Origin of the sequence: Saccharopolyspora gloriosae (genome assembly GCF_014203325.1) — a bacterium.
GTDB lineage: Bacteria > Actinomycetota > Actinomycetes > Mycobacteriales > Pseudonocardiaceae > Saccharopolyspora_C > Saccharopolyspora_C gloriosae.
Genome location: NZ_JACHIV010000001.1, coordinates 1,332,764 through 1,357,569 on the forward strand (window position 1 = coordinate 1,332,764; position 24,806 = coordinate 1,357,569).

Here is a 24,806-nt window from a genome sequence, read left to right on the forward strand (position 1 = left end):
AGGCACGGTGCACCTGGCCCGCAGAAACGGCACCGCCCGCCGCGCGAGGTGCGCGACGGGCGGTGAATTCCCTGTTCAGCGGGCTACTGGCGGGCGAGCAGGCTGCTGGCCTCCTGCGCGGCGGGCTGCGCCTGCGCGAGGTGGGAGAGGTTCTCCGGCAGCGGCATGCCGCGGTGCTGGGTGGCCTTGGCGTAGAGCCGGCCCGCGCGGTAGCTGGAACGGACCAGCGGACCGGCCATCACACCGGGGAAGCCGATCTCCTCGGCGGCCTTCGTGTGCTCGACGAACTCCTCCGGCTTCACCCAGCGGTCCACCGGGTGGTGGCGCGGGCTGGGCCGCAGGTACTGGGTGATCGTGATGATGTCGCAACCCGCGTCGTGCAGGTCCTGCAGCGCGGGCCGCACCTCTTCGGGGGTCTCGCCCATGCCCAGGATGAGGTTGGACTTGGTGACGAGCCCGGCGTCGCGCGCCTCGGTGAGGACCTTGAGCGAGCGGTCGTAGCGGAACGCGGGGCGCATCCGCTTGAACACGCTGGGCACGGTCTCCAGGTTGTGCGCGAGCACCTCGGGGCGGGAGCTGAAGACCTCGGCGAGCTGGTCCGGCTCCGCGTTGAAGTCCGGGATCAGCAGCTCGACCCCGGTGCCGGGGTTCAGGTCGTGGATCTGGCGCACCGTCTCCGCGTACAGCCAGGCGCCGCCGTCGGCGAGGTCGTCCCGCGCCACGCCGGTCACCGTGGAGTAGCGCAGCCCCATGGCCTGCACCGACTCGGCGACCTTGCGCGGCTCGGTGGTGTCGAGCTCGGCGGGTTTGCCGGTGTCGATCTGGCAGAAGTCGCAGCGGCGGGTGCACTGGTCACCGCCGATGAGGAAGGTCGCCTCCCGGTCCTCCCAGCATTCGAAGATGTTGGGGCAGCCCGCCTCCTCGCAGACGGTGTTCAGCCCCTCCCGGCGGACCAAGCCCTTGAGCTCTTGGTACTCGGGACCCATCCGAGCTCGGGTCTTGATCCACGATGGCTTCTTTTCGATGGGCGTCTGGCTGTTGCGCACTTCCAGACGCAACAACTTCCGCCCCTCTGGCGCCGCAGTCACGCGTTCAGGCTACGCCCCCGACCGGTTCATCCCGAAACCGCGACGGGGGCGCAGCGGTGATCCGTGCGCCACACCCGGCAGGTCAGGCGGGATCGGCGGTGACGCCGGTGAGTTCCTCGGTCAGCGTCCACAGCCGGCGCGCGGTGTCGACGTCGGCCGCCGCCCGGCTGGCCTTGGCGCGGTTCGGGTAGCCGCGGATCTCGGCGAACCCGTTCGGGCCGTAGTAGCTGCCGCTGGTCGCGCCCGGTGCGGTGGCCGCGTAGAGCTGCGGCAGTGCGCCCTGCTCGCCGGACTGGGTGATCAGGCCGTTGATCCCGCGTGCGACCTTGGTGAGCGGCCCCGGCAGCGAGCGGGCGTGCAGCGAGTTCATCGCGAGCTCGGTGCTGCTCATCCCCGGGTGCGCGGCGACGCTGCGCAGGTCCAGGCCGTCCCGCTGCGCGCGGCGGTCGAGTTCGAAGGCGAACAGCAGGTTCGCCAGCTTCGACTGCGAGTAGGCGCGGGTGGGCGAGTAGCGGCGGCGGTGGAAGTTCAGGTCGTCGAGGTCGAGCGAGCCGCCGCGGTGGGCGATGCTGGACAGCGTCACGACCCGCGCGCCGGGGGTGGCGCGCAGCGCGGGCATCAGCAGCCAGGTCAGCGCCGCGTGCCCGAGGTGGTTGGTGCCGATCTGCAGCTCGAAGCCGTCCTGGGTGGCGCCGAGCGGGGGTGCCATCACTCCGGCGTTGTTCATCAGCACGTCGAGGCGGTCGCCGGTGCTGTCCCGCACCTGCTCGGCGGCTTTGCGCACCGACGCCAGGTCGGCGAGGTCGAGCTCGACGAGTTCCGGTTCGACCGCGGCGTGCGCGGCCACCTGGTCGCGCGCTCCGCGGCCCCGCTCGGGGTTGCGGCAGGCCATCAGCACTCGGGCGCCGCGGGCCGCCAGCACCTGCGAGCTGTGCAGGCCGAGGCCCGAGTTCGCGCCGGTGATGAGCACGGTGCGGCCGTGCTGGTCCGGGATGTCGGAGGTTGTCCAGTGCGCCATGCCTTCCACCCTTACCTGCGTCGGCGGGCGGGGAAAAGGCGTGCCGCAGCACGATCGGATCACCGCCGCGCGAATTCCGCGCCGAGCTCGTGCGGGTCCGGCGCCGTGCTTCAGCGGCTGGGGATGACCTTGCGCAGCTGCGACAGCGGTCCGCGGCGGCGGGTGCGGGCCGAGGGCGCGGCGGCGCGCAGCAGGCCGAGGAACGCGGCGCCGACGCGGTCGAGCTCCGCGGCGGGTTCGTGCTGCTCGGCGAGTCCGGCGGAGACCGCGAGCATCCGCCGTTCCCGGCTCAGCAGGCCGGTGATCGCCGGGTCGTCGGCGTGCGAGTCGAGCACCCGGCGCAGCACGGGGTGGTCCGCGGTGGTGCGCCGCCAGGCGGCGCTCACGGCCTCGACCCGGTCGCCGCGGGGGTCGGCGTCGGCGTCCTCGATGCCGATGTCGATGCGGCCGGTGAGGCTGCTGCTCCACTTGTGCTGCAGCGCTCGCAGGAGTTGCCCGCGGTCGGTGAAGACGGCCGCTGCGGCGGGCACCAGGTCGAGATCCAGCGGTACGGCCGGGTGTTCGCGGGCGTGGTCGAGGACTGCCCTGATGGCGTGTTGCCGCTGGTAGAAGTCGTTCCAGGTCATGGTTCCTCCAGACTGGACGGTGGCGTACTCCGGGTGTGCGGCATACCGAGGGTATGTGCGTTCGAAGGTACCACCGGTCCCATACCGGAGGTATGTCTTATGATTGTGAGTATGGCTACAGCCCGGCCCCGGCGAGTGGAGCACACCGAGAGCACCAGGCAGGCGCTGGTGGATTCGGCGGTGGCCCTGTTCACGAAGAAGGGCTACGCCGGAACCTCGCTCGACGAGATCGCCAAGCGCGCCCGCGTCACCAAAGGCGCCCTCTACCACCACTTCAACGGCAAGCAGGCGCTGTTCGAGGCCGCCTTCGAAGAGGTCGAGGCCCAGGTGGTGCGGCGGCTGTCGGCCGAGCTGTTCGGCTCCGGCAACATCTGGGAGACCGTGCGCGCCGGGCTCGGCGAGTTCCTCAAGGTCTGCCTCGAACCCTCCTACCAGCGCATCGTCGTGCACGAAGCGCCCGCGGTGATGGGCTGGGAACGCTGGCGGGAGGCGGAGGAGCGCTTCACCTTCGGGGTGATCCGGGAGGCGCTGCGCGCGCTGGTCGACGCGGGCGAGTTCGCGAAGCTGCCGGTGGAGGCGCTCGCGCACGTCGTCTTCGGCGCCCTGTCCGCGGGCGCCACCACCATCGCTGGATCGGCGCAGCAGAAGAAGACCAGCGCCGAGGTCGGCGAGGTCGTGGACGCCGTGATGCAGGGCCTCCGAGCGAGTGAGCACCGGTAGCCGGGGATTAGCCTCGGACCCGTGACCGAGCCATTCAAACTCCGCATCTTCACCGAACCCCAGCAAGGGGCCACCTACGACGACCTGCTGCGCGTGGCGAAGGCCACCGAGGCGGCGGGCTACGACGCGTTCTTCCGCTCCGACCACTACCTGAAGATGGGGTCGGTGTCCGGTGAACCCGGACCCACCGACGCCTGGGTGACCCTCGGCGGGCTGGCGCGGGAGACCTCGCGGGTGCGGCTGGGCACGCTGATGACCGCGGGGACGTTCCGCTACCCGGGGCCGCTGGCGATCGCCGCCGCGCAGGTCGACCAGATGTCCGGCGGGCGCCTCGAGTTCGGCCTGGGCAGCGGCTGGTACGAGGAGGAGCACGCGGCCTACGGCATCCCGTTCCCGGCGCTGAAGGAGCGGTTCGACCGCTACGCCGAGCAGCTGGAGATCATCACCGGGCTGTGGGACACCCCGGCAGGGGAGACGTTCAGCTTCGACGGGCGGTACTACCGGCTCACCGACGCGCCCGCGCTGCCGAAGCCGGCGCAGCGCCCGCGCCCGCCGGTGCTCATCGGCGGTGGCGGCAAGAAGCGCACGCCGGAACTGGCCGCGCGCTTCGCCGACGAGTTCAACCTGCCGTTCACCGACCTCGACACCGCCACCGCGCAGTACGAGCGGGTCGCGGCGGCCTGCGCGGCGATCGGCAGGGACGCGGGCGAGATCGTCCGCTCCGCCGCGCTGGTGCTGTGCGTCGGCAAGGACGACGCGGAGCTCGCGCGGCGGGCCGCCGCCATCGGCCGGGACGTCGACGAGCTGCGCGCCAACGGCCTCGCCGGGACTCCCGCCGAGGCCGTCGACAAGATCGGCACCTGGCGGGAGCGCACCGGCATCACCCGGCTGTACCTGCAGGTGCTGGACCTGGCCGACCTGGATCACGTCGACCTGGTCGCCGCCGAGGTCGCCCCGCAGCTGAGCTGACGGCGGTCAGGACCGGAGCTGTCCGGCGATGTCGGACGCGGCGGTGAGCAGGACGAGCGCGGGCACGGTGGCCTGCGGGCGCAGCCGGTAGGAACCGCGCTTGTCCTGCTCGACCAGTCCGCAGCCGGTGAGGCTCTTGAGGTGGTGGTAGAGCTGCCCCGTCGAGCCGAGTTCCGCGGCCTCCTGCAGCTCGGCCGTCGTGGCCGGGCCCGCTTCGGCGAGCCTGCGCACCATCGCCGCCCGCAGCGGGTGGCCCAGCGCGGCGAGCACATCGGTGCGCGGCGCGTCCGGCAGGTCCAGCACCTGGGCCGGATCGACGTGGATGTCCCACTCCAGCGCGAGCGGTTCGGCGAGCCTGCCCTGGTAGGCCACGGACCCGCCGCTGGGTTCACGCGCGGGAGCAGCGGGTCGGCCTTCTAGCGCGGCGACCCGCTGTTCGAGCGCGTCGAGCCGGGAATGCACGTCGTCGGAGCTCACCGGTCGAGCTTGCCTCATCCACGCAGTGCCGAGATCAGCCGGTCCCGCCACGCCGGGTCCCGAAGGGCCGTGAGCAGCGGCAGCGACGGGTCGCCCTGCTGCAGCTGCGCGGCGGAGATCCCGCCGTGCGCGAGCAGCGCTCCGGCGGCGACGCGGCCGTCGGTGAAGCGCGCGGACATCCCCGCGGTGAGCACGCCGGGGAGGCTGCCGCCCTTGAACCCGAAGCCGAGCATGTCCGCGGGCAGGTTGCCCGCGGCCTTGCCCTCCAGGACGCCGCGCGCGATGTCCCCGGCCGGGCCGGGCAGGTAGCGGCCTTCGGCGATGGCGCGGTGCAGGGCCGCGAGCTGTTCCGGCGTGCTCGCGGCGGTGTCCGAGGCCCAGGTCAGCTGGGCGTCGTAGGTCGGTAGCGGCTGGGTGAGCAGCCGGTCGCGCACCTGGTCGCGCAGGGCCTCGTCGTCGCGGTGGCGGCGTTCCAGCTCGAAGCCGATGGCGAGCCGTCGCGGCAGCGGGGCGCCGGGCGCGGGGGCTTCGTCCGGGAGCAGCAGGAACAAGTATTCCGCGCACAGGGAGCGGACGTCCGCGTCGGCCCAGCCGCCCGCCCGCGCGGCACGCAGCACGGCCTCGGTGCCGAGCCGGTCGCGCAGGAGATCGGGCACCGCGCTGTCGCTGTGGGCGATCATCATCGTCACCAGCCGTTCGAGCGCGACCCGCAGTTCGGGGTCGGCGGCGTACAGGCCGGTGGCGTCGGTGGGGATGCCGAGTTCGGCGAGCGCGTTGAGGTGTGCGCCGCCGTCGACGGGCACGTAGTAGCGCTCCCAGTCGCCGACGCGGATCTGTTCGTTCGGGTCGAGCCCGCCTTCGGCGACGGCGGTGGCGTACGCGGCGAGCTGCGCGACCTTCACCGCCGAGGCCAGCGGCTGCGTGGTGCGCGCGCGGTGCGCGACCCGCAGGCCCGCGGTGTCGGTCAGGGAGAGGGCGAGGTGGTCGCGGTTGTCGGCGATCCAGGTGAGCCAGCCGTCGGCGGTGCTCAGGTCGGGTTCGGCGGCGCGCGAGCCCGCGAGCGAGTTGCGCGCCTGCGCGGGCGAGCACGCGGTGAGCAGCGGCAGGGCGGCGACGGCGGCGGTGCAGCCGGTCAGCAGGGTGCGGCGGGACAGCGACATGGGTCCACTCCTCCAGTAGTCCGTAATTTCGGAATACTAGAGGAGTGGAGTTCGATCGTCAGCGGAGGGTCGGATCCAACGCCAGCGTCACACCGGCGGCCTCCGGCTCCACCCGCGCGATGTCCGACTCCGTCACCGGCAGCACGCCGTCCACGGCATCCAGCACGTCCTGGCGGACCCACGGCAGCACCTCGTCGATCGGCACCTCCCGGCCCAGCTCCGCCGACAACGACGTGACCCCCGCATCCCGGATGCCGCACGGGACGATCCGGTCGAACTGGCCCATGTCCGGGGTGCAGTTGAGCTCCAAGCCGTGCATCGTCACGCCGCGCTGCACCCGGATCCCGATCGCGGCGATCTTGCGCTCCGGCAGGACGTCGTCCGCCGCCAGCCACACGCCGCTGCGTCCCTCGACCCGGCCGGTCTCCACGCCGAACCGCGCGCACGTGCGGATCAAGCCCTGCTCCAGGCGGCGCACGTAGTCGACGACGTCGATCGGATCGGCCAGCCCGAGGATCGGATAGCCCACGATCTGCCCCGGACCGTGCCACGTGATCTTGCCGCCGCGGTCCACGTCGATCACCGGCGTCCCGTCCTGCGGGCGGTCCTCCGGCTGGGTGCGCTTCCCGGCGGTGTACACCGACGGGTGCTCCAACAGCAGCAACGTGTCCGGCCCGGCGCCGTCAGCGCGGCTCGTGGCCAGTTCCCGCTGGAGGTCCCAAGCGTCCAGGTAGTCGATTCTTCCCAGTTCACGCACGTCGACCGGATCGGTCGAGGCGCGACAAGACATCTCCGCACGACTCACGCCGTCAGGTTACGCCCGGGGTCGGTACCCACTTGTTCTGCGTAGGGGTCGGGTGGCGGAACCTCAGCGTCCTTCTCGCTGCGGGATCTTTTTCCCTAGTGGCTCCGCCACGAGGGAAAAAGCCGTCCTCGCGAGAAGGACGCTGAGAACCCGCGGGTGGTCGGCTTTGGGACGTGGGCTATGTGCTTCGCACATACAGGCACGGCTACGCCGCAAGGCAGGCTTGCTTCGCCGCCCAAGGCACGGCTTCGCCGCAATGCACGGGGTTCGGTTGGGAGGGGCGGTGTTCGGCCGCAAGGCACGGCTTCGCCGTGGGGTTGGGGTCAGCCTGTGATGGGGGTCAGGGCTGCGTCGAGGGTGGGGTGGGCGAAGGGGTAGCCGTGCTCGTCGAGTTGGTGGGGGAGGGCGCGTTGGCCTGCTAGCAGGGCCTCGTCGGCTACCTGGCCCAGGGCGGTGCGCAGGACGAACTCGGGGACCGTCCACGGCGCGGGGCGTCCTAGGGCGGCGCCCAGTTCGCGGGTGAACTCGGCGTTCGTCACCGGTGCCGGGCCGGTCAGGTTCACCGGCCCCGACACGTCCTCGTGCTCCACCAGGAAGCGCAGCGCGCCCACCGCGTCGTCCAGCGAGATCCACGGCATGTACTGCGCGCCGTCGCCGAGCTTGGCTCCAAGCAGCACCGAGAACAGCGGTTTGAGCCTGCCGATGAGACCGCCCGCCGGCGCGATCACCAAGCCGGTGCGCGACAGCACCACCCGAGCTCCCGCACCCACCGCAGGGCTGGTCGCGGCCTCCCACTGGCGGCACAGGTCCGCCAGGAAACCGGAGCCCGGCGGCGACGACTCGGTCACCGGCAGCTCACCGGTGTCGCCGTAGAAGCCGACCGCCGACCCGTTGACCAGCGTCGGCACGCCGTGCCGGGCCACCGCCTCGGCCAGCAGCGCGGTCGGCCCCACCCGCGAGGACACCAGCAGCTCCTTGCGCTCGGTGCTCCAGCGGCGGTCCGCCAATCCGGCGCCGCACAGGTTCACCACCGCATCCGCACCGGCCAGCGCCTCCTCGTCGAGCAGGTCCTCGGCCGGGTCCCAGCCGTGCTCGTCGGGTGCCTCCGGGCGCCGCCGCACCAACCGCCGCACCTCGTGCTCGCCCTGCCGCAACGCGGCCACGAGACTCGTGCCGATCAACCCGGACGAACCGGCGACAACCACGCGCATGCCCCGATCGTCCCGCAATGATCTTCCGCGCGCGACAGGTTTCCCGGCACCGGCGCCGCCCGGACAGCACGAAGGGCCGCCCACCCGCAGGTGAGCGGCCCTTCGCGGGAAATGTCACATCCGGTGCGTCACAGGCCCAGGTCGGCCTCGAACGCGCCGTCCTCCAGCCGCTGCTTGAGCGTGCTCAAGAACCGCGCCGCGTCCGCACCGTCGACCAGCCGGTGGTCGTAGGACAGCGCCAGGTACACCATCGAGCGGATCGCGATGGTGTCGCCGCCGTTGTCGTCCGAGACCACCACGGGGCGCTTCACGACGGTCCCCGTGCCCAGCATGCCCACCTGCGGGGGGTTCAGGATCGGGGTGTCGAACAGCGCGCCGCGGCTGCCGGTGTTGGTGATCGTGAACGTGCCACCGGAGAGCTCGTCGGGCTTGAGCTTGTTGTTCCGGGTGCGCTCGGCCACGTCGGAGATCTTGCGGGCCAGCCCGCCGAGGTTGAGGTCCCCGGCGTCGTGGATCACCGGCGAGACCAGCCCGCGCGGCGTGTCCACGGCGACCGACAGGTGCTCGGCCGCGTGGTAGGTGATCTCCTTGGTCTCCTCGTTGACCGAGGCGTTGACCTTCGGGTGCAGCTTGAGCGCCTCGGTCGCGGCCTTCGCGAAGAAGGGCAGGAAGGACAGCTTCACGCCCTCCGCGGCCTCGAAGGTGCCCTTCGCCTGCTGGCGCAGCTTGGCGATGCGGGTCACGTCGACCTCGATCACCGTGGTCAGCTGCGCCGCGGTCTGCAGCGACTCGACCATGCGGCGGGCCAACAGCTGGCGCAGGCGGGACATCTTCTGCGTCGTGCCGCGCAGCGCGTCCGCCTCGTCCGACTGCTCGACCTGCCGGGCCGGAGCGCTGGACTTCGCCGCGGCCGGAGCCGCCGGGGCGGCGGGCCGCGACTTCGCGGCGTCCACGGCGGCCTGCACGTCCTGCTTGCGGATGCGGCCGCCGACGCCGCTGCCCTGGACCTGGGACAGGTCGATGCCGTGCTGGTTGGCCAGCTTGCGCACCAGCGGCGTCACGTACGGGGTGCTCCCGGACGGGGCCGACGACGCGGGCTGCGCGGGCTCGGCGGGCTTCGCCGGGGCCGGCGCGGCCGGCGCGGCCGGAGCTGCGGGCTGGGCCGCGGCGGCCGGTTCCGGCGTCGGCTCGGGAGCCGGAGCGGCAGGGGCGGGTTCCGGCGCGGGCTGCGCCGGGGCCGCCGGTGCGGCGCCCTGCTCGCCGACGACGGCCAGCTTGCCGCCGACCTCGACGGTGTCGTCCTCGTTCGCGGCGATCTCCAGCAGCGTGCCCGCCACCGGCGAGGGGATCTCGGTGTCGACCTTGTCGGTGGAGACCTCCAGCAGGGGTTCGTCGACCTCGACGGTGTCGCCGACCTGCTTGAGCCACCGGGTGATCGTGCCCTCGCTGACGCTCTCGCCCAGCGCGGGCATCGGCACCTCGGTGCCCTGCGCCGAACCGCCGGAAGCGGGAGCCGCGGGCTGCTCGGCGGCCGGTGCCTCCTGGGCCGGAGCCGCCGGAGCGGACTCCTGCGCGGGTGCGGGCTCCGCGGCGGGCGCTTCCTGCGCGGGTGCGGCGGACCCGCCGTCGGCGCTGTCACCGATGACGGCGAGCTCGCCGCCGATCTCCACCGTGTCGTCCTCCTCGGCGACGATGCGCTGCAGCACACCGGCGGCCGGGGACGGGATCTCGGTGTCGACCTTGTCGGTGGAGACCTCCAGCAGGGGTTCGTCGACCTCGACGGTGTCGCCGACCTGCTTGAGCCACCGGGTGATCGTGCCCTCGCTGACGCTTTCGCCTAGCGCGGGCATCTGGACGGAGAAGGACATCGGTCGCTGACTCCTCGTGCGGTGTGGCGGGGTGCTGTGCTGGTGCGGGTTGCGGACCGGGGCAGGTCAGCCGTGGACGTGCAACGGCTTGCCCGCCAGGGCGAGGTGCGCCTCGCCGAGGGCCTCGGTCTGCGTGGGGTGGGCGTGCACCAGCGGTGCCACGTCCTCCGGCAGCGCTTCCCAGTTGTAGATCAACTGGGCTTCGCCGATGAGCTCGCCGACCCGGTCGCCGACCAGGTGCAGGCCGAGCACCGGCCCGTCGGTGGCGCGGACCAGCTTCACCGCGCCCGCCGTCTTGAGGATCTGGCTCTTGCCGTTGCCCGCGAGGTCGTAGGTGAAGGTCTGCACCGAGCCGTACTGGTCCTTCGCGGCGCTCTCGGTCAGGCCCACCGAGGCGACCTCGGGGTGGCTGTAGGTGACGCGCGGGATGCCGGCCTCATCGATGGCCTGCGGGTTCTGGCCCGCGATCTCCTCGGCGATGAACACGCCCTGCTGGAAACCGCGGTGCGCCAGCTGCAGACCGGGCACGATGTCGCCGACCGCGTAGACGCCGGGGAGGCTGGTGCGCAGGCGGTCGTCGGTGACGACGAAACCGCGCTCCAGCTTGATGCCCGCTTCCTCGTAGCCGTGGCCCGCGGTGTTCGGTCCGCGGCCGACGGCCACCAGCAGCAGGTCCGCGTCGAGCTGGTCGCCGTTCTCCAGGCTCACCGAGACACCGGAGTCGGTCTGGGTGGCGCCGGTGAACTTCACGCCGGTCTTGAACTTGATGCCGCGCTTGCGGAACGCGCGCTCCAGCTGCTTGGAGGCGAACTCGTCCTCGTTGGGCACCAGGTGCGGGAGGGCTTCGACGATGCTGACCTCGGCGCCGAAGGAGCGCCACACGCTGGCGAACTCCACGCCGATCACGCCGCCGCCGAGCACCACGACCTTCTCCGGCACGTAGTCCAGGTTCAGCGCCTGCTCGCTGGCGATGATCCGGCCGCCGAGCTCCAGGCCCGGCAGCGACTTGGAGTACGAACCGGTGGCCAGCACGATGTTCTTGCCGGTGTAGCGGGTGCCGTCGACCTCGACGGTGTTCGCGTCGACCAGGGTGCCCGCGCCTTCGACCAGCGTCACCTTGTGCGCCTTGGCCAGGCCCTGCAGGCCCTTGTAGAGCTTGCCGACGACACCGTCCTTGTAGGAGTTCACCCCCGCGATGTCGATGCCCTCCAGGGAGGTCTTGACACCGAACTGATCGCCGTCGCGCGCGGAGTCGGCGATCTCCGCGGCGTGCAGCAAAGCCTTGGTGGGAATGCACCCGCGGTGCAGGCAAGTCCCCCCGAGCTTGTCCTTTTCAATGAGGACGACGGACAGGCCCAGCTCAGCCGCGCGGAAAGCGCAGGCGTAGCCGCCCGAACCGCCGCCGAGAATGACCAGATCGGCGGACGTGTCGGTCACTTCGCACTCCTCGACAGCCATCGTTGAATCGCTGAGGTGTCGCCGTCCCGGCTGTCGCGCGAGGCACGGAACACCTGGCAGCCATCTTGTCACCACCCGAAGGGACGACGCGACGTGGGCTCGTTCTGATCGCTTGAACGTGCGCGAGACCACTGAATCGTTTTTTACGATTCTCAGCTTCGTCACAGGCGCCCGGTGGCATCATCGCGAACGGGAGCACTGGTTTTCGAAGGCGTTCCGAGTGCCGGCGGTGCCAGGGGTGAATCGAATCCGAAGCCGCCGGGCTTCCAGGTTCGGGGAGGCGAATGCTGTGGGTCTGTTCGATCGTTTCCGCCGCAGGCGGGGCACCGGCCGCCCCGCGGATTCCCGAGATTCCGATCACTTGCGGGCCTGGGCCCAGCAGCGCCACGGCGTGGAAGCGTTCGTCGAACCCCGAACCACGGTCACCGAGACCACGGTCCTGCTGGTCGCTCACGACGGCGAGTGGACCCGGCGCCGGGTGAACGGGCCCGAGGCGGCGTTCCGCTTCGCCCGCAAGCACGGGCTGCCCTGCTACGAGGTCGCGAAGCTCGGCTACCCGCAGCGGATGCGCGACTACCAGGCCCGCCAGCGGGTCTTACGGGACCGGGAGCGGCGCCGCGACCTGGGCTAGTTCGCGACGCGGGTGGACGGGGCCAGGCGCACCGGGAAGTTCACCGACTTCGAGATGTAGCAGAGCTCGTGGGCCCGTTCGTGCAACGCTTCCGCGACGTCCACGCTGGCCAGGTCCTCGACGGTCACCTCGGGGCTGAGCACGACTTCGCGGAACCGGCCGGAGCCGTCGGCGTTCTCCGCGAGCACCCCCTGCGCCCGGTCGTGGTAGCCGATCACCACCACGCCGTGGTCCGCCGCCAAGTGCAGGAACCACAGCATGTGGCACTGCGACAGCGAGGCGATCAGCATCTCCTCCGGGTTGTACCGGTCGGAGTCGCCGAGGAACGCGGGGTCCGCGGACGCCTCGATGGGGTTCTTGCCCTCCGCGCGCACCTCGTGGGTCCGCTCGTAGCTGTGGTAGCTGCTGGTGCCCGCGCCGGTGTTGCCGGTCCACACCACTTCGACCGCGAAACCGTGGCTCGCCGGCGCGGGTGGGGTCGGCTGCCGCTCGATGGAGTCGCTCACCACCCCATCCTGGCATCGCGGGTGCGGCCAGTGGTGATCCCTTTGAGATGCGCCTCACAAAGCGGATCCGGCGGGGTCGCGACGCGCGGGAGGCCCGCCGAGCGCACTCGACGGGCCTCCGGGCAGAGCACGGGCTCGGCGTCAGCCGTTCTCGGCGATGTCGGCGAGCACGGCCGCGATGGTGCGCACCGGGACGCCGGTGCCGCCCTTCGAGGTGTAGCCCCACGGCGAGTTCGTGTTGTACGCCGGACCGGCCACGTCGATGTGCGCCCACGGCAGGCCCTCGGCGACGAACTCCTTCAGGAACAGCCCCGCCGAGAGCATGCCGCCCCAGCGGTGCCCGGCGACGTTGGCCAGGTCGGCGAGCTTCGAGTCCAGGTCGCCGCGCAGCTCCTCGGGCAGCGGCATCGGCCAGGCGCCCTCACCGGTGGCCTGCGAGAGCTTCGCGACCCGGTCGCGGAAGTCCTCGTCGCCCATCACCGCGGGCGTGCGCTTGCCCAGCGCCACGACCTGCGCGCCGGTGAGCGTGGACGTCTCGATCAGGTAGTCCGGCTCGTCCTCGGCGGCCCGCACGATGGCGTCCGCGAGGATCAGGCGGCCTTCGGCGTCGGTGTTGAGGATCTCGACGGTCTTGCCGCCGTACATGCTCAGCACGTCGCCCGGCCGGTAGGCGGTGCCGGAGGGCATGTTCTCCACCATCGGCACCGTGGCGGTCACGTCCAGCGGGTAGTTCAGCTTCGCGACCAGCACCATCGTCGCGATCACGGCGGCGGCGCCGGACATGTCCGAGGTCATCTCGTCCATGGAGGCCGCGGGCTTGAGCGAGATGCCGCCGGTGTCGAAGGTGACGCCCTTGCCGACCAACGCGACCTTCTTCGCGGCCTTCGGGCCCTTGTGCCGCAGCCGGACCAGGCGCGGCGGGCGGCTCGAACCGGCGCCGACGCCGAGGATGCCGCCGAAGCCGCCCTTGCGCAGCGCCGCCTCGTCGAGCACCTCGACCTCCAGCCCGGCGGAGCGGCCGAGCTCGCTCGCGCGTTCGGCGAACGAGGCGGGGAACAGGTCGTTCGGCGGGGTGTTGATCAGGTCGCGGGCGATGGTGACGGACTCGCCGATCGCGGTGCCGCCCTTGAGCGCGTGCTTGGCCGCGTCGTCCTTCGCGTCCGGCACGATCAGGTCGACCTGGCCGACCGGGTCGTCGCCGGGCTCGGACTTGTACTTGCGGAACGAGTAGGCGCCCAGCACGGTGCCCTGCACGGTCGCGGCGAGGTCCAGCGCGCCCAGCGTGGTCGCGGCGTGGCCGATGCCGCTGAGGGCGCGGGCCGCGGAGCCCGCGGCGCGGCGCACCTGCTCGCCGGTGGGGGCGTCGCCGGTGATCTTGCCGAGGCCGACGGCCAGCAGCACGTCCGCGCGCAGCCCGCTCGCGGGCAGCTTGACGACCTCTTCGGCCTTGCCGGTGGCGCCGAGCGTCGCGAGCACCTTCGCCAGATCACCGTCGAAGGCCGCGGCCACCTCCTCGCCGCCGGGCGCGATCTCCGGACCGTCGGCACCGGAGACGGTGCCGATGACCAGGACGTCCGCGGTCAGCTTCGCGGCCTTGGTGTCGGTGAGGGCGAGTTTCGGCGTGCTCACGTGTGTTCCTCCGGGCGAATCGCCGTCGATGGTGGGCGTGGAACGCGGGGACCGGGTCCCCGGCGGGCTTGACCTGGTCGGAGGCCTTCCCGCGCCCGCCACTCTAGAAGCAGCGGGCCGAGGTGGATCTGCGAGGCGGTCCGGGGCTCGCGCACCGGACGCGCCGTTGTGCACCGAGCTTAGCCCCGCGTTGATCAGTGCTCGGGCCGCTCGGCCTCCGACTTCCCCCGATGTGCTCAAGTCGGGGCGGTCCCCGCGGCCGGGCGGGAGCCGTGACCAGCCGTGCTCGGACTCGCCCGGAAGAACGTCACCCGGCCCGGAGGCGTTTTTGTGGCGGAGTCGATGACCAGGCTGAACGCACGCACGACCGCGCACGCGCGGGCACTCTCCGGAACGAGATCACCACATGGCGTGGCACGATCGACGAAGGCCGGAGGGCCGTGCGACCGCTGAGCCGCCGAAGCCCGCCGGACCCGATGCGTAGGCTGTGCCCCCGCAGGCCGGGGTGCGCCGAGGCCGCGCGGCACCGGGATCGGAGCCGCCGAACGGGTGCGCCCGGCCGATGTCGACCGGCGGACGGCCGCCGGCGGAAACGGCGTTCTGCGAGGGTGGTCGGGTGGCGCAACAGGTCGCGGAACAAGCGGCGAGCTCACCGGCGGAGTCCGTCGGCGGGGGGCGGGCCCGGCGCTCGATCGGCTCGGCGCTGCCGCTCGCGCTGGGCGGCATGCTCGGCGCGGGCCTGTTCGTCGGCATCGCGCCCGCCGCGCTCGCCGCCGGGCCGCTGCTGCTGCTCGCGGTGCCGCTGGTGCTGGTCGCGGTGGCCTGCAGCGCGCTCGCCTCGGCGCACCAGTCCGCGAGCTACCGGGGCCCCGGCGCCGGATACGCGTGCATCCGCGCGCGGCTGGGCGTGCTGCCCGCGCGGTTCGGAGCCGCCACCGCGCTGGCGGGCCAGGTCGCGGCGCTGGCGGCGATCGCCAGGGTGATCGCCGAGCACGCGATGCCCGCCGCGCCACCCGTCATCTCCTCGGCGATCGTGCTGCTCGTCGTGCTGGCCGCGACCGCGGGACTGCGGATCCGCGGCGCCGCCGCCTGGGTCTGGCTGCTGCTCACGCTGGCCGTGGTGGGTCTGGTGATCGCGGTGTGCTTCGCGATCGAGCCGCCCGAATCCCCGCCGATGGGCGCCGCGCAGGAGGACGGCGCCATCGGGATCACCGGTGCCGCGGGCGTGCTGTTCTTCGGCTTCCTCGGCTTCGAACGGCTCACCGCCCCGGCCGAGGAACGGGACCGGCACCGGGGCGTGATCGTGAAGTGGGGCGTCATCGCCTCCCTGGTCGTCACCGGCGTCGTGGTGTCGCTGCTGGCCTGGGCGCTGCTGCACCAGCTCGGCCCGGCGCGGCTGGCACTTTCCGGGCAGCCGCTGCTCGACGCGCTCGACGCCGCGGCCGGGGGCCGGCTGCGGCCGATGGTCGGCACCGCCGTGGGGCTCGCGCTGTTCCCGGTGCTGCTGGGCGTCCTGGAGTCGTTGCGCTCCACCGCGCTGGCGGTGCAGCGCGATCAGGACCTGCCCGCCGCGCTGGGCCGCGAGAGCCGCGCCGGGACGCCGTACCTGCTGGACCTGTGCGCGGGCGTCGCCGCGGCCGCGGTGGCCCTGCTGGTGCCGCCGGTGCCCGCGATGGCGTTCGCCTCGTGCTGCCTGCTCGTGCACCACGCGCTGGCCAACGCCGCCGCGCGGGTGCTGCTCGCCGACGACCAGGTGTGGCGGATGCGTTCCGCCTGCCTGGGCATGGGATTGGCGGTGATCCTGGCCATGAGCATGCCCGTTCATGCGATGCTCGGAACGCTCGTGGTGGTCATCGCCGGTCCGTTGCTCGCGGGCCTGGTCTCTCGGCGCTGGAGTTGAGGTCGGCATGCTCGAAAGCGGTCCGGAACGTGGTGCACGGCTCGGCGCGGCCCCGGGGGAGTGGGCGCCCGGATCGGACATCCTCTACCGGTTCTGGCGGCTCGACGGATCGTTGGGCACCGTGCACCCGGCGCGCGTGGTCAGCGACGCCCCGGACCGGGTGCTGTGCTGGGTGCTGCCGGGCACGCCGATCCGCATCACCACGTCGCCGGACGGCCGCAAACCCCGCGAGCTCCCGCTGCACGAGCGGTTCTCCGGCGTCCGGGTGCCCGCGCTGTCGGTCTGGCACACCACCGCCACGCTGCGGCTCGTGTTCGCCGAGCACTGGTCGTCGGTGTGGTGGTTCTTCGAGGCCGACGGCACGTTCCGCAACTGGTACGTGAACCTCGAGGTGCCGCTCGGCCGCGACGAGACCGGCGTGAACCGCGTCGACGGCGTGCTGGACCTGGAGGTCTTCCCCGGCGGCGAGTGGGCCTGGAAGGACGAGGACGAGCTGAGCTCGGCGCTCACCGCGGGCCGCATCGACCAGGCGCGGCTGAGCCGGTTGCGCGCGGAGGGCGAGCGGATGGCGCACCTCGCCGAACGCGGCAGGTTCCCGTTCGACGGCACCTACTGCGACGCCCGCCCGGATCCCGCCTGGCCGCTGCCCTCGTTGCCCGAGGACCTGGTGTCCTGACCTGCCGAGGGCCGCTGAGCCACGGGCTCGCGGCGCGCTCGGATCAGAGGGCCAGGAAGAAGAACAGGCCGAACACCGCCGCGAGGGCCGCGATGCCGCCCACCTGGCCGCCGCGCAGGTCCTTCGGGAACAGCGTCTTGTGCTTGCCGTACCACCAGAAACCCCACCAGGCGACACCGGCGGCACCGAGAATCCCGCCGAACACGCCCAGCCAGGCGTAGCCCCACATGACGAGCAGTCCGCCGCCCAACGGCATCAGCAGGCCCAGTGCGGCGGCCAGCGTGTCCTGCTGGACCGTCGTCGGCCCGCTCACGGGCAGGTTCTCCGGGTGAGTCATGTGTCCATCATAGAGCGACGCCGCGATCATCAGGTACGGCTTCGCCCGCTTCGTAGCGGGACCGGTACGAATGCCGTCGCTGAGCCCGGAAAACTAGGAGGACCGACCACTGGTATACCGGTTTCCACTGTTCTGAGCCGCGCGATACGGTACCGGCATGACAGAAGAACTCTCGTTCTCCCGGTTCCCCAGTTCGCATCCCGCCACCGAGGCGCACCGCGCGGACGTACTGGCGAATCCCGGATTCGGGAAGTTCTTCACCGATCACATGGCGACCGTGCGGTTCTCCGCGGAGCGCGGCTGGTACGACGCGAAGATCGAGGCGTACCACTCGCTCGAACTCGACCCCGCCACGACGGTGCTGCACTACGCGCAGGCGATCTTCGAGGGCTTGAAGGCCTACCGGCAGCCCGACGGAGCCATCGCGGCGTTCCGCCCGGAGCAGAACGCGCAGCGCTTCCAGCGCTCGGCGCGGCGCATCGCGATGCCGGAACTGCCCGAGCAGGTGTTCCTCGACTCGCTGCGCGACCTGATCGACGTCGACCGCGCGTGGGTGCCGGAGGCCGGGGAGAGCTCGCTGTACCTGCGGCCGTTCATGATCTCCACCGAGGTCAGCCTCGGCGTGAACCGCCCGGCGAACGAGTACCTGTACTCGGTGATCGCCTCGCCCGCGGGCTCGTACTTCTCCGGCGGCGTCAAGCCGGTCACGGTGTGGCTCGGCCACGAGTACGTGCGGGCCGCACCCGGCGGCACCGGCGCGGCCAAGTTCGCGGGCAACTACGCGGCCTCGTTCGTCGCGCAGGCCCAGGCCGTGGAGAACGGCTGCGACCAGGTGGTGTGGCTGGACGCGGTGGAGCGCCGCGCGGTCGAGGAGATGGGCGGGATGAACCTGTTCTTCGTCTTCGGCTCCGGTTCCGACGCGCGCCTGGTCACGCCGGAGCTGTCCGGCAGCCTGCTGCCCGGCGTCACCCGCTCCTCGGTGCTCCAGCTGGGCGCGGACCTGGGATTGACCGTGGAGGAGCGCCGGATCACCACCGACGAGTGGGAGAAGCGCGCCCGCTCCGGTGAGCTCACCGAGGTGTTCGCCTGCGGCACCGCCGCCGTGATCACCCCCGTCGGACACGTGAAGCACCAGGACGGCGAGTTCGGCATCGCCGACGGCCAGGCCGGCGAGGTGACGATGCGGCTGCGCGACCGGCTCACCGCCATCCAGCAGGGCACCGCCGCCGACGAGCACGGCTGGATGGTCCCGCTGGCCTGACGTCCCGCTTCCGACGACACCCTCTCCGCAGGTCGGGGAGGGTGTCGTTGCTTTCGGCCCGAGTGGCCGTCGGTGCCCCGGAGTAGCTTCCAGGTGACTCGCATCACCACATGGGGGAGACGGACATGTCGAACCACGTTCTGCTCTTGATCGGCACTCGCAAGGGGCTGTGGCTGGCGCACCGCCGCGGCGGCGCGGACTGGGAGGTCACCGGACCGCACCTGCCGATGGCCGAGATCTACGCCGTCGCCGTGGACACGCGGAGCGCGCCGCGGCTGCTCGTCGGCGCCTCCAGCACGCACTTCGGACCCAGCGTCGTGACCAGCGACGACCTCGGAGCCACCTGGCAGGAGCCGGAGGCGGCGCCGATCGCGTTCCCCGACGGCACCGGGGCCGCCCTGGAACGGGTGTGGCAGCTCGCGCCGGGACCGGTGGACCAGCCCGACGTGGTCTACGCGGGGACGGAGCCGTCGGCGCTGTTCCGGTCGGAGGACCGCGGCCGAACGTTCGAGCTGGTGCGCGGCCTGTGGGACCACCCGCACCGCGAGCACTGGACACCGGGTTTCGGGGGGATGGCGGTGCACACCGTGCTGCCGCACCCGCACGACCGCGAGCGCGCGGTGGTGGCGATGTCCGCGGGCGGCGTCTACCGGACGGCCGACGGCGGTCGCAGCTGGCAGGCGAGCAACACCGGCATCAAGGCCTACTTCTACCCGGACCAGTACCCGGAGTTCGGCCAGTGCGTGCACAAGATCGCCCGGCACCCGGCGAAGCCGGAGCGGTTCTTCCTGCAGAACCACCACGGCGTCTACCGCAGCGACGACGACGCGGCGACCTGGCAGTCCATCGCCGACGGCCTGCCCAGCGACTTCGGCTTTCCGATCGTCACGCACCCGCACCGCCCCGACGTCGTGTACGGGTTCCCGCTGACCGCCGACACGACGCGCTACCCGCCGGACGGGCGGTGCCGCGTCTACCGCAGCGAGGACGCGGGGGAGTCGTGGACGGCGCTGTCGCGGGGGTTGCCGGACCGGTTCTGGTCGGCGGTGATGCGCGACGCGCTGTGCGTGGACGACGCGGATCCGGCCGGGGTGTACTTCGGCTCCCGCAGCGGCGAGGTGTACGCGGGCAGCGGTGACGGCGACGACTGGCGGCAGGTCGCGAGCCACCTGCCCGACGTGCTGTCGCTGCGCTCGGCGGTCGTGTGAGGTGGTGGTGGCGATGCGGGTGACGGTGTTGCTGCCGCGGCTGCTGCGCGAGCACGCGGACGGCGCGCAGCGGTTGGAGATCGAGGTGCAGGACGCCACGCTCGGGGGCGTGCTCGACGTGCTGGGCCGGCGGCATCCCGGTTTGGAACGGCGGCTGCGGGACGAGAGCCGCGCCTTGCGGCGCTACGTCAACTTCTACTTGGACGACGCGGAATGCCGGTCGCTCGACGGTGCCGCGTCGCGGGTGCGGGAGGGCACGGAGATCAGGATCATCCCGTCGATCGCCGGAGGGTGAGGAGTCGTTCCTGGACGGGTGGAGCGCGGTCGCCTCGCTGCTGGATTTCTCCGGAAAGAACCGGCGTCTTCGATTCGGCTTTCAGATGAGCTGCGCTCCTCGTCCGAGCCGCTGAGGGTCCGCTACTCGACCCCTGGCCAAGATCAAAGGCGGATTCCGCGGACCCCGCTGCGCAGGTGGTCACCGTTCGACGGTTTTCGCCGCCGACAGGACGACCGCTTCAGCCGAGGACCGACACCGCGAGCACGAGGGTGGTGGTGAGCTCGGTGGCGGCGCCGAGGACGTCGCCGGTGACGCCGCCGAACCGCCGCCGCACGTGCGCGGTGAACACCAGCAGGAACGCGCCCGCCAGCAGCACCGCCACCGGTCCGAGCCACCACGCGCCGGGCAGCGCGAACGCGCACCCCACCAGCAGCACGACCCACCACGCGGCCACCACCCACCACGGCTGGGTGCCCGCGACCAGCGAGCCCATGCCTTCCGGGCGTGCGGCGGGCAGCCCGCGGCGGCAGCAGAACACGAACGCGGCCCGGCCCACCGCGCAGGCCGCGATCGCCGCGAACCACTGCCCGGACGCCGCGAGTTCCGCGAGCGCGCTCGCCTGGACCCCGACGACGACGATCAGCGCGACCACCGCGAACGGGCCCGCGCCGCCGTCGCGCATCACCGACAGCGCCCGCTCCGGCGGTCCGTAGCAACCGAGGCCGTCGACGGTGTCGGCGAGCCCGTCCACGTGCATGCCCCGGGTGACCAGCGCCCACGCCGCCACGGTGAGCAGCCCGGCGAGCAGGCCGGGGGCGCCGAGCGCGGTCAGCGCCCACAGCAGGGCCGCGCCGAACGCGCCGAGCAGCGCGCCCACCAGCGGTGCCAGCGCGATCGCCTGGCGGCAGGCGCGGGCGTCGACTTCGCGGGCGGGAAGGGGCAGCACCGTCAGCCAGGACAGCGCCAGCAGCAGACCGTTCACCGCGAGCCCGCCGAGCCGCCGAGCGCGTGCACCGTCACAGCTCTTGCTCGCCCGCGTCCGGGCCGGTGGCTTCGGCGGAGGTCGGGCCGCCGACCCCGGCTTCGCCGAACGTGGCCATCTCGGCGAGCACGTGCACCGCGGCCGACAGCACCGGCAGCGCGGTCAAGGCGCCGGACCCCTCGCCGAGCCGCAGCTCCAGGTCGAGGATCGGGCTCAGGTCGAGGTGTTCGAGCACCAGCGCGCCACCCGGCTCCGCCGAGCGGTGCCCGGCCAGCCACCACTGCCGCGCGCCGGGTGTGAGCTCCTCGGCGACCATCGCCGCCGCACCGACGACGACGCCGTCCAGCAGCACCGGGGTGCGCCGCACCGCGGCCTGCGCGAGGAACCCGGCCAGCGCGGCGATGTCCGCGCCACCGGACGTGCGCAGCAGCGCCACCGGGTCGTTGAGGACCGGCCGGGCGCGGCGCAGCGCGTCGCGGATCGCGGCGGTCTTGCGCATCCACGCGTTGTCGTCGATGCCCGTGCCGCGCCCCACGACGGCGACCGGTTCGATGCCGGTGAGCGCGGCGATGAGCACGGCCGCGGGCGTCGTGTTGCCGATGCCCATGTCTCCAGCGATGAGCAGGTCCGCGCCGGAGTCGATCTCCTCGTCGGCGGTGTCGCGGCCCGCTTCGATCGCGGCCCGCACCTGGTCCTCGGTGAGCGCGTCCTCGCGGTCGATCGCGCCGGAGCCGCGGCGGACCTTGCGGGCGGCGACGACCTGCGGCGTCTCCGCGTTCACCGCCATGTCCAGCACCCGCACCGTGGCCCCGTTCGCGCGGGCCAGCGCGTTCACCGCGGCGCCGCCGTCGAGGAAGTTGCGCACCATCTGGCCGGTGACCTCGCTGGGGTAGGCCGACACGCCGTGCTCGGCGACCCCGTGGTCCCCGGCGAAGATCACCACGCGGGGACGGGTGAACGCGCGCGGCGGGCAGGTGCCCTGGCGGCTCGCGACCCACACGCCGAGCTCCTCCAGCCTCCCCAGGGAACCGGCCGGTTTGGTGAGCTGCTCCTGCCGGGCCACCGCCTGCCGCCGCGCCTGGTCGTCCGGGGACTGCACGGCGCCGAACCGGATCGGGGTGTTCTCGGGTGCGGTGGACAAGGGTTACCTCCGTGGTCGGTGCGGGCGCGGGCAGGGGGTCAGCGCAACCGCAGCGGGACACCGGCGACGAGCAGCAGCACTTCGTCGCAGCGTTCGGCGAGCCGCGCGTTGAGCTCGCCGAGCCGGTCGCGGAAAAGTCTTCCAGACCTGGTCGCGGGCACGATGCCGAGTCCGACCTCGGCCGAGACCAGCACCAGCCGGGCAGCGCAGGCGGCGGTGGCGTCGGCGAGCGCGGCGCAGTGCGCGTCGACCTGCCGCAGCGCCGCCGGGTCGCGCTCCCAGGCGCCCGCGTCGTCGAGCGCGCCGGTGAGCCAGGTCGCCAGGTCGTCCACCAGCAGCGTCGGCCCGTCCGGGGACGCCCCGCGCAGCGCGGTGATCAACGAGTCGGGGGCCGCCGCCTCGACGGTGGTCCAGTGCGCGGGCCTGCGGGCGACGTGCGCGGCGATGCGCTCGGTCCACTCGGCGTCGGCCGGGTCGCGGCGGGAGGTCGCGACGTAGCTGACGGACTCGTCCGCGTCGACGAGACCTTCGGCGTGCGCGGACTTCCCGGACCGGGCACCACCGAGCACCAGCGTGCGCGCGGGGGTGGACGCGGACACCGGGGACCTCCTGCGTTCGGGTGAGCGGCTGGTCGAACCGTACCCGTCCCCGATCACCCGCGGAGGTCCTCGGCGGGTGATCCGGGGGACAGCTCACGACGCCGGTGCGGTCAGTGCGACCGGGTCCGGCGCGGATCGCCGGTGACGAGCTCGCCGAGCACGTCGTCGATGCGGTCCAGCACGTCCTCGCCGAGCTCCACGCCGGAGGCGGCGGCGTTGTCGGCGACCTGCTCCGGCCGGGACGCGCCGATGATCGCCGCCGAGACGTTCGGGTTCTGCAGCACCCACGCCACGGCGAGCTGGGCGGTGGACAACCCCAGGTCGCTCGCGATCGGCTTGAGCCGCTGCACCGCGCCCAGCACGTCGTCGCGCATCCACCGGGAGATCATCGAGGAACCGCCGCCCTCGTCGGTCGCCCGCGAACCGGCGGGCGGCTGCTCGCCCGGCAGGTACTTGCCGGTCAGCACGCCCTGGGCGATCGGGGAGAAGACGATCTGGCCGATGCCCTCCCGTTCGCTGGCGGGCACCACCTGGGACTCGATGACGCGCCACAGCATCGAGTACTCCGGCTGGTTCGAGATCAGCGGCACCGACAGCTCGCGTGCCAGTTCGGCGCCGCGGGTGAGCTGCTCGGCGGTCCACTCGGAGACGCCGATGTAGAGCGCTTTGCCCTGCCGGACCAGGTCCGCGAACGCGCTCATCGTCTCCTCCAGCGGCACCGTGGGGTCGAACCGGTGCGCCTGGTAGAGGTCGACGTAGTCGGTCTGCAGCCGGGTCAGCGAGGCGTTGCAGGACTCGATGACGTGCTTGCGCCCCAGGCCGCGATCGTTCGGCCCGTCGCCGGTGGGGAAGTAGACCTTGGTGAAGATCTCCAGGCCTTCCCGCCGCTGCCCGGACAGCGCCCGCCCGAGCACCGACTCGGCCCTGGTCTGCGCGTACACGTCGGCGGTGTCGAAGGTGGTGATGCCCGCGTCGAGCGCGGCACGCACGCAGGCGCGCGCGGCGTCCTCCTCGACCTGGGAACCGTGCGTCAGCCAGTTGCCGTAGGCGATCTCACTGATGGACAGGCCACTGCTGCCGAGCCGTCGAAACTCCATGCCGGAATCCTAGGGGGATTCGGCCGTGCGGAGCGGGTGGCGGAACCGCACCCGCCCGTCTTCGCCCTCCGCCTTCCAGCTGAGCGGCGCCCTTGATCGTTTGTCCTGTCAGCGGCGGAGCCGCTGAGCAGTGACCAGCTTGAGCAAGACGACCATCGGCGGGTTCTCAGCGGTTTCCTCGTGAGGACAGCGATTTCGCTGTGCAGGGGTGCTACATGAGAAATCGATCCCGCAGCGAGGAAGCCGCTGAGGTTCCGCTAAGCGACGGCTACTCAAGCCAAGCTCAAAAACAGCCTTGGTCAGCCGATCTTGTGGAAGTCCTTCGGGGTGAGGCGGGGGCGCGGGACGCGCAGGCGGCGGAGCTGCATCGCGCGGGTGAAGGCGTACCAGCCCAGCGACAGCGGGCGGTCGGTCGCGTCCGGGAACTTCGCGCGCACCCGCTTGTTCACCGCGCGCCCCAGCAAGGTGCCCTCGAACAGCATCGTCAGCAGCAGCACCAGGCACGCCAAGGTGGCGTACTGCTGGACGAGGACGTTCTGCACCAGCGTGGTGACGAACACGATCAGCACCAGCGGCATGAACATGCCCATCATGTGCCTGCGGGTGTCCACGATGTCGCGCACGTGGGCGCGCACCGGGCCGCGGTCGCGGGGCATGAGGTAGCGGTCGTCGCCGGCCATCATCCGCTCGCGGCGTTCGCGGGAGGCCTTGCGGCGTTCCTCCTTGTTGCCGCGAGCGCGCTTCATCGCCTCGCGCTGCGTCTTCGGCGGCGGCGCCACCGGGCCGCGGCGGCGGTTCTCGGCCTCGCGGCGCTTCGGAGTGGCCCGCCCCTTGCCGGGAGTGCGATCGCGGGCGGATTCCGAACCGACGTCGGTGCTCTCGGCGGGAGAGTCGTCGGTCGCGGTCTGCTCAGCGCTGCTACGGCGAAGGAACCTCACACCTCCAGGGTATTCGACGCCACTCGAGCGGGCGCACGTGACCGTGCGTTCGACCGGAGGTCGTCGGTTCCGCGAGTGGGGTCGTCCACATGCGGGGACGTTCGCGCGGGAATCGGCGCGGTCTGTGCCACCATGGAGGCAGGTAGACCAACACGACTCGCCTCCCGAGTCATCGTTCCGCCGACCCGCGTCGGCAGGAATAACTCGGGTCGGCGCCGACGTTG

General features: G+C 72.3%; 25 protein-coding genes. 8 read left to right on the forward strand and 17 right to left on the reverse strand.

Annotation, left to right across the window (positions count from 1 at the left end):
• Positions 1–83: 83 nt before the first annotated feature.
• From lipA to BJ969_RS06060, 3 genes are all read right to left on the reverse strand, one after another.
• Positions 84–1,088 carry a lipoyl synthase gene (lipA, locus tag BJ969_RS06050; protein WP_184477860.1) on the reverse strand — a complete coding sequence of 335 codons (1,005 nt, stop codon included), beginning with the start codon at positions 1,086–1,088 and terminating at the stop codon, positions 84–86.
• 82 nt (positions 1,089–1,170) lie between these two features.
• Positions 1,171–2,106, reverse strand: coding sequence for an oxidoreductase (locus tag BJ969_RS06055; protein ID WP_184477861.1), 936 nt, complete (start codon positions 2,104–2,106; stop codon positions 1,171–1,173).
• Between the two features lie 110 nt (positions 2,107–2,216).
• On the reverse strand, positions 2,217–2,732 hold the full coding sequence (locus BJ969_RS06060) for a hypothetical protein (RefSeq protein WP_184477862.1): 516 nt from the start codon (positions 2,730–2,732) through the stop codon (positions 2,217–2,219).
• Positions 2,733–2,843: 111 nt separating this feature from the next.
• On the opposite strand from BJ969_RS06060, the gene BJ969_RS06065 reads away from it, so the two are divergent.
• Together BJ969_RS06065 and BJ969_RS06070 are read left to right on the forward strand one after the other, a co-directional pair.
• Positions 2,844–3,452 (forward strand): TetR/AcrR family transcriptional regulator, encoded by a 609-nt coding sequence (locus tag BJ969_RS06065; RefSeq protein ID WP_184477863.1) that lies wholly within the window; start codon positions 2,844–2,846, stop codon positions 3,450–3,452.
• A gap of 21 nt (positions 3,453–3,473) precedes the next feature.
• Positions 3,474–4,421: a TIGR03560 family F420-dependent LLM class oxidoreductase gene (locus BJ969_RS06070; protein WP_184477864.1), complete on the forward strand. Its 948-nt coding sequence runs from the start codon at positions 3,474–3,476 to the stop codon at positions 4,419–4,421.
• A 6-nt stretch (positions 4,422–4,427) separates the two neighbouring features.
• Here BJ969_RS06070 and BJ969_RS06075 read toward each other — a convergent pair whose 3' ends face one another.
• The 6 genes from BJ969_RS06075 to lpdA all read right to left on the reverse strand — a co-directional run bounded on the left by BJ969_RS06075 (position 4,428) and on the right by lpdA (position 11,379).
• Entirely contained in the window at positions 4,428–4,898 is a 471-nt protein-coding gene (locus BJ969_RS06075) for an ArsR/SmtB family transcription factor (protein ID WP_425503530.1), read from the reverse strand.
• 14 nt (positions 4,899–4,912) lie between these two features.
• Positions 4,913–6,058, reverse strand: a complete 1,146-nt coding sequence (locus tag BJ969_RS06080; RefSeq protein WP_184477866.1) for a serine hydrolase — start codon at positions 6,056–6,058, stop codon at positions 4,913–4,915.
• A 58-nt stretch (positions 6,059–6,116) separates the two neighbouring features.
• On the reverse strand, positions 6,117–6,848 hold the full coding sequence (lipB, locus tag BJ969_RS06085; protein ID WP_221316210.1) for a lipoyl(octanoyl) transferase LipB: 732 nt from the start codon (positions 6,846–6,848) through the stop codon (positions 6,117–6,119).
• Between the two features lie 338 nt (positions 6,849–7,186).
• Entirely contained in the window at positions 7,187–8,074 is an 888-nt protein-coding gene (locus BJ969_RS06090; protein ID WP_184477868.1) for a TIGR01777 family oxidoreductase, read from the reverse strand.
• Positions 8,075–8,202: 128 nt separating this feature from the next.
• Positions 8,203–9,942 carry a 2-oxoglutarate dehydrogenase, E2 component, dihydrolipoamide succinyltransferase gene (gene sucB / locus BJ969_RS06095; protein WP_184477869.1) on the reverse strand — a complete coding sequence of 580 codons (1,740 nt, stop codon included), beginning with the start codon at positions 9,940–9,942 and terminating at the stop codon, positions 8,203–8,205.
• A 66-nt stretch (positions 9,943–10,008) separates the two neighbouring features.
• Positions 10,009–11,379 carry a dihydrolipoyl dehydrogenase gene (lpdA, locus tag BJ969_RS06100; protein WP_184477870.1) on the reverse strand — a complete coding sequence of 457 codons (1,371 nt, stop codon included), beginning with the start codon at positions 11,377–11,379 and terminating at the stop codon, positions 10,009–10,011.
• Positions 11,380–11,689: 310 nt separating this feature from the next.
• Here lpdA and BJ969_RS06105 point away from each other — a divergent pair, with 310 nt between their 5' ends.
• Positions 11,690–12,031: an oxidoreductase gene (locus BJ969_RS06105; protein WP_184477871.1), complete on the forward strand. Its 342-nt coding sequence runs from the start codon at positions 11,690–11,692 to the stop codon at positions 12,029–12,031.
• Here BJ969_RS06105 and BJ969_RS06110 read toward each other — a convergent pair.
• Positions 12,028–12,537 (reverse strand): OsmC family protein, encoded by a 510-nt coding sequence (locus tag BJ969_RS06110; RefSeq protein WP_343071252.1) that lies wholly within the window; start codon positions 12,535–12,537, stop codon positions 12,028–12,030. The two genes, BJ969_RS06105 and BJ969_RS06110, sit on opposite strands and share 4 nt — an antisense overlap.
• A gap of 141 nt (positions 12,538–12,678) precedes the next feature.
• Positions 12,679–14,166, reverse strand: a complete 1,488-nt coding sequence (locus tag BJ969_RS06115) for a leucyl aminopeptidase (RefSeq protein WP_184477872.1) — start codon at positions 14,164–14,166, stop codon at positions 12,679–12,681.
• Positions 14,167–14,782: 616 nt separating this feature from the next.
• Here BJ969_RS06115 and BJ969_RS06120 point away from each other — a divergent pair.
• Both BJ969_RS06120 and BJ969_RS06125 read left to right on the forward strand, forming a co-directional pair.
• On the forward strand, positions 14,783–16,066 hold the full coding sequence (locus tag BJ969_RS06120) for an APC family permease (RefSeq protein ID WP_343071253.1): 1,284 nt from the start codon (positions 14,783–14,785) through the stop codon (positions 16,064–16,066).
• Positions 16,067–16,073: 7 nt separating this feature from the next.
• On the forward strand, positions 16,074–16,742 hold the full coding sequence (locus BJ969_RS06125; RefSeq protein ID WP_184477873.1) for a DUF402 domain-containing protein: 669 nt from the start codon (positions 16,074–16,076) through the stop codon (positions 16,740–16,742).
• Positions 16,743–16,785: 43 nt separating this feature from the next.
• Here BJ969_RS06125 and BJ969_RS06130 read toward each other — a convergent pair whose 3' ends face one another.
• The gene (locus BJ969_RS06130) at positions 16,786–17,079 is read right to left on the reverse strand and encodes a hypothetical protein (RefSeq protein WP_184477874.1); all 294 of its coding nucleotides are present in this window, start codon (positions 17,077–17,079) and stop codon (positions 16,786–16,788) included.
• 157 nt (positions 17,080–17,236) lie between these two features.
• Here BJ969_RS06130 and BJ969_RS06135 point away from each other — a divergent pair, with 157 nt between their 5' ends.
• From BJ969_RS06135 to BJ969_RS06145, 3 genes are all read left to right on the forward strand, one after another.
• Positions 17,237–18,340 (forward strand): branched-chain amino acid aminotransferase, encoded by a 1,104-nt coding sequence (locus BJ969_RS06135; RefSeq protein ID WP_184477875.1) that lies wholly within the window; start codon positions 17,237–17,239, stop codon positions 18,338–18,340.
• Positions 18,341–18,465: 125 nt separating this feature from the next.
• Entirely contained in the window at positions 18,466–19,548 is a 1,083-nt protein-coding gene (locus tag BJ969_RS06140; RefSeq protein ID WP_184477876.1) for a WD40/YVTN/BNR-like repeat-containing protein, read from the forward strand.
• A gap of 13 nt (positions 19,549–19,561) precedes the next feature.
• Positions 19,562–19,843 (forward strand): MoaD/ThiS family protein, encoded by a 282-nt coding sequence (locus BJ969_RS06145; RefSeq protein ID WP_184477877.1) that lies wholly within the window; start codon positions 19,562–19,564, stop codon positions 19,841–19,843.
• Positions 19,844–20,063: 220 nt separating this feature from the next.
• Here BJ969_RS06145 and cobS read toward each other — a convergent pair whose 3' ends face one another.
• From cobS to BJ969_RS06170, 5 genes are all read right to left on the reverse strand, one after another.
• Positions 20,064–20,807 carry an adenosylcobinamide-GDP ribazoletransferase gene (gene cobS / locus BJ969_RS06150; RefSeq protein WP_184477878.1) on the reverse strand — a complete coding sequence of 248 codons (744 nt, stop codon included), beginning with the start codon at positions 20,805–20,807 and terminating at the stop codon, positions 20,064–20,066.
• 34 nt (positions 20,808–20,841) lie between these two features.
• Positions 20,842–21,948, reverse strand: a complete 1,107-nt coding sequence (gene cobT / locus BJ969_RS06155) for a nicotinate-nucleotide--dimethylbenzimidazole phosphoribosyltransferase (RefSeq protein ID WP_184477879.1) — start codon at positions 21,946–21,948, stop codon at positions 20,842–20,844.
• 38 nt (positions 21,949–21,986) lie between these two features.
• Positions 21,987–22,547 carry a bifunctional adenosylcobinamide kinase/adenosylcobinamide-phosphate guanylyltransferase gene (gene cobU, locus BJ969_RS06160; RefSeq protein ID WP_184477880.1) on the reverse strand — a complete coding sequence of 187 codons (561 nt, stop codon included), beginning with the start codon at positions 22,545–22,547 and terminating at the stop codon, positions 21,987–21,989.
• A 110-nt stretch (positions 22,548–22,657) separates the two neighbouring features.
• Entirely contained in the window at positions 22,658–23,644 is a 987-nt protein-coding gene (locus BJ969_RS06165) for an aldo/keto reductase family protein (RefSeq protein WP_184477881.1), read from the reverse strand.
• A 299-nt stretch (positions 23,645–23,943) separates the two neighbouring features.
• Positions 23,944–24,582 carry a DUF3043 domain-containing protein gene (locus BJ969_RS06170; protein WP_184477882.1) on the reverse strand — a complete coding sequence of 213 codons (639 nt, stop codon included), beginning with the start codon at positions 24,580–24,582 and terminating at the stop codon, positions 23,944–23,946.
• Positions 24,583–24,806 lie beyond the last annotated feature (224 nt).

Coding starts and splice junctions, on each gene's coding strand:
- BJ969_RS06055 (WP_184477861.1), bottom strand. CDS start 2,106: ATGGCGCACTGGACAACCTCCGACATCCCGGACCAGCACGGCCGCACC.
- BJ969_RS06060 (WP_184477862.1), bottom strand. CDS start 2,732: ATGACCTGGAACGACTTCTACCAGCGGCAACACGCCATCAGGGCAGTC.
- BJ969_RS06065 (WP_184477863.1), top strand. CDS start 2,844: ATGGCTACAGCCCGGCCCCGGCGAGTGGAGCACACCGAGAGCACCAGG.
- BJ969_RS06080 (WP_184477866.1), bottom strand. CDS start 6,058: ATGTCGCTGTCCCGCCGCACCCTGCTGACCGGCTGCACCGCCGCCGTC.
- lipB (WP_221316210.1), bottom strand. CDS start 6,848: ATGTCTTGTCGCGCCTCGACCGATCCGGTCGACGTGCGTGAACTGGGA.
- BJ969_RS06090 (WP_184477868.1), bottom strand. CDS start 8,074: ATGCGCGTGGTTGTCGCCGGTTCGTCCGGGTTGATCGGCACGAGTCTC.
- sucB (WP_184477869.1), bottom strand. CDS start 9,942: ATGTCCTTCTCCGTCCAGATGCCCGCGCTAGGCGAAAGCGTCAGCGAG.
- BJ969_RS06125 (WP_184477873.1), top strand. CDS start 16,074: ATGCTCGAAAGCGGTCCGGAACGTGGTGCACGGCTCGGCGCGGCCCCG.
- BJ969_RS06130 (WP_184477874.1), bottom strand. CDS start 17,079: ATGACTCACCCGGAGAACCTGCCCGTGAGCGGGCCGACGACGGTCCAG.
- BJ969_RS06135 (WP_184477875.1), top strand. CDS start 17,237: ATGACAGAAGAACTCTCGTTCTCCCGGTTCCCCAGTTCGCATCCCGCC.
- BJ969_RS06140 (WP_184477876.1), top strand. CDS start 18,466: ATGTCGAACCACGTTCTGCTCTTGATCGGCACTCGCAAGGGGCTGTGG.
- BJ969_RS06145 (WP_184477877.1), top strand. CDS start 19,562: ATGCGGGTGACGGTGTTGCTGCCGCGGCTGCTGCGCGAGCACGCGGAC.
- BJ969_RS06165 (WP_184477881.1), bottom strand. CDS start 23,644: ATGGAGTTTCGACGGCTCGGCAGCAGTGGCCTGTCCATCAGTGAGATC.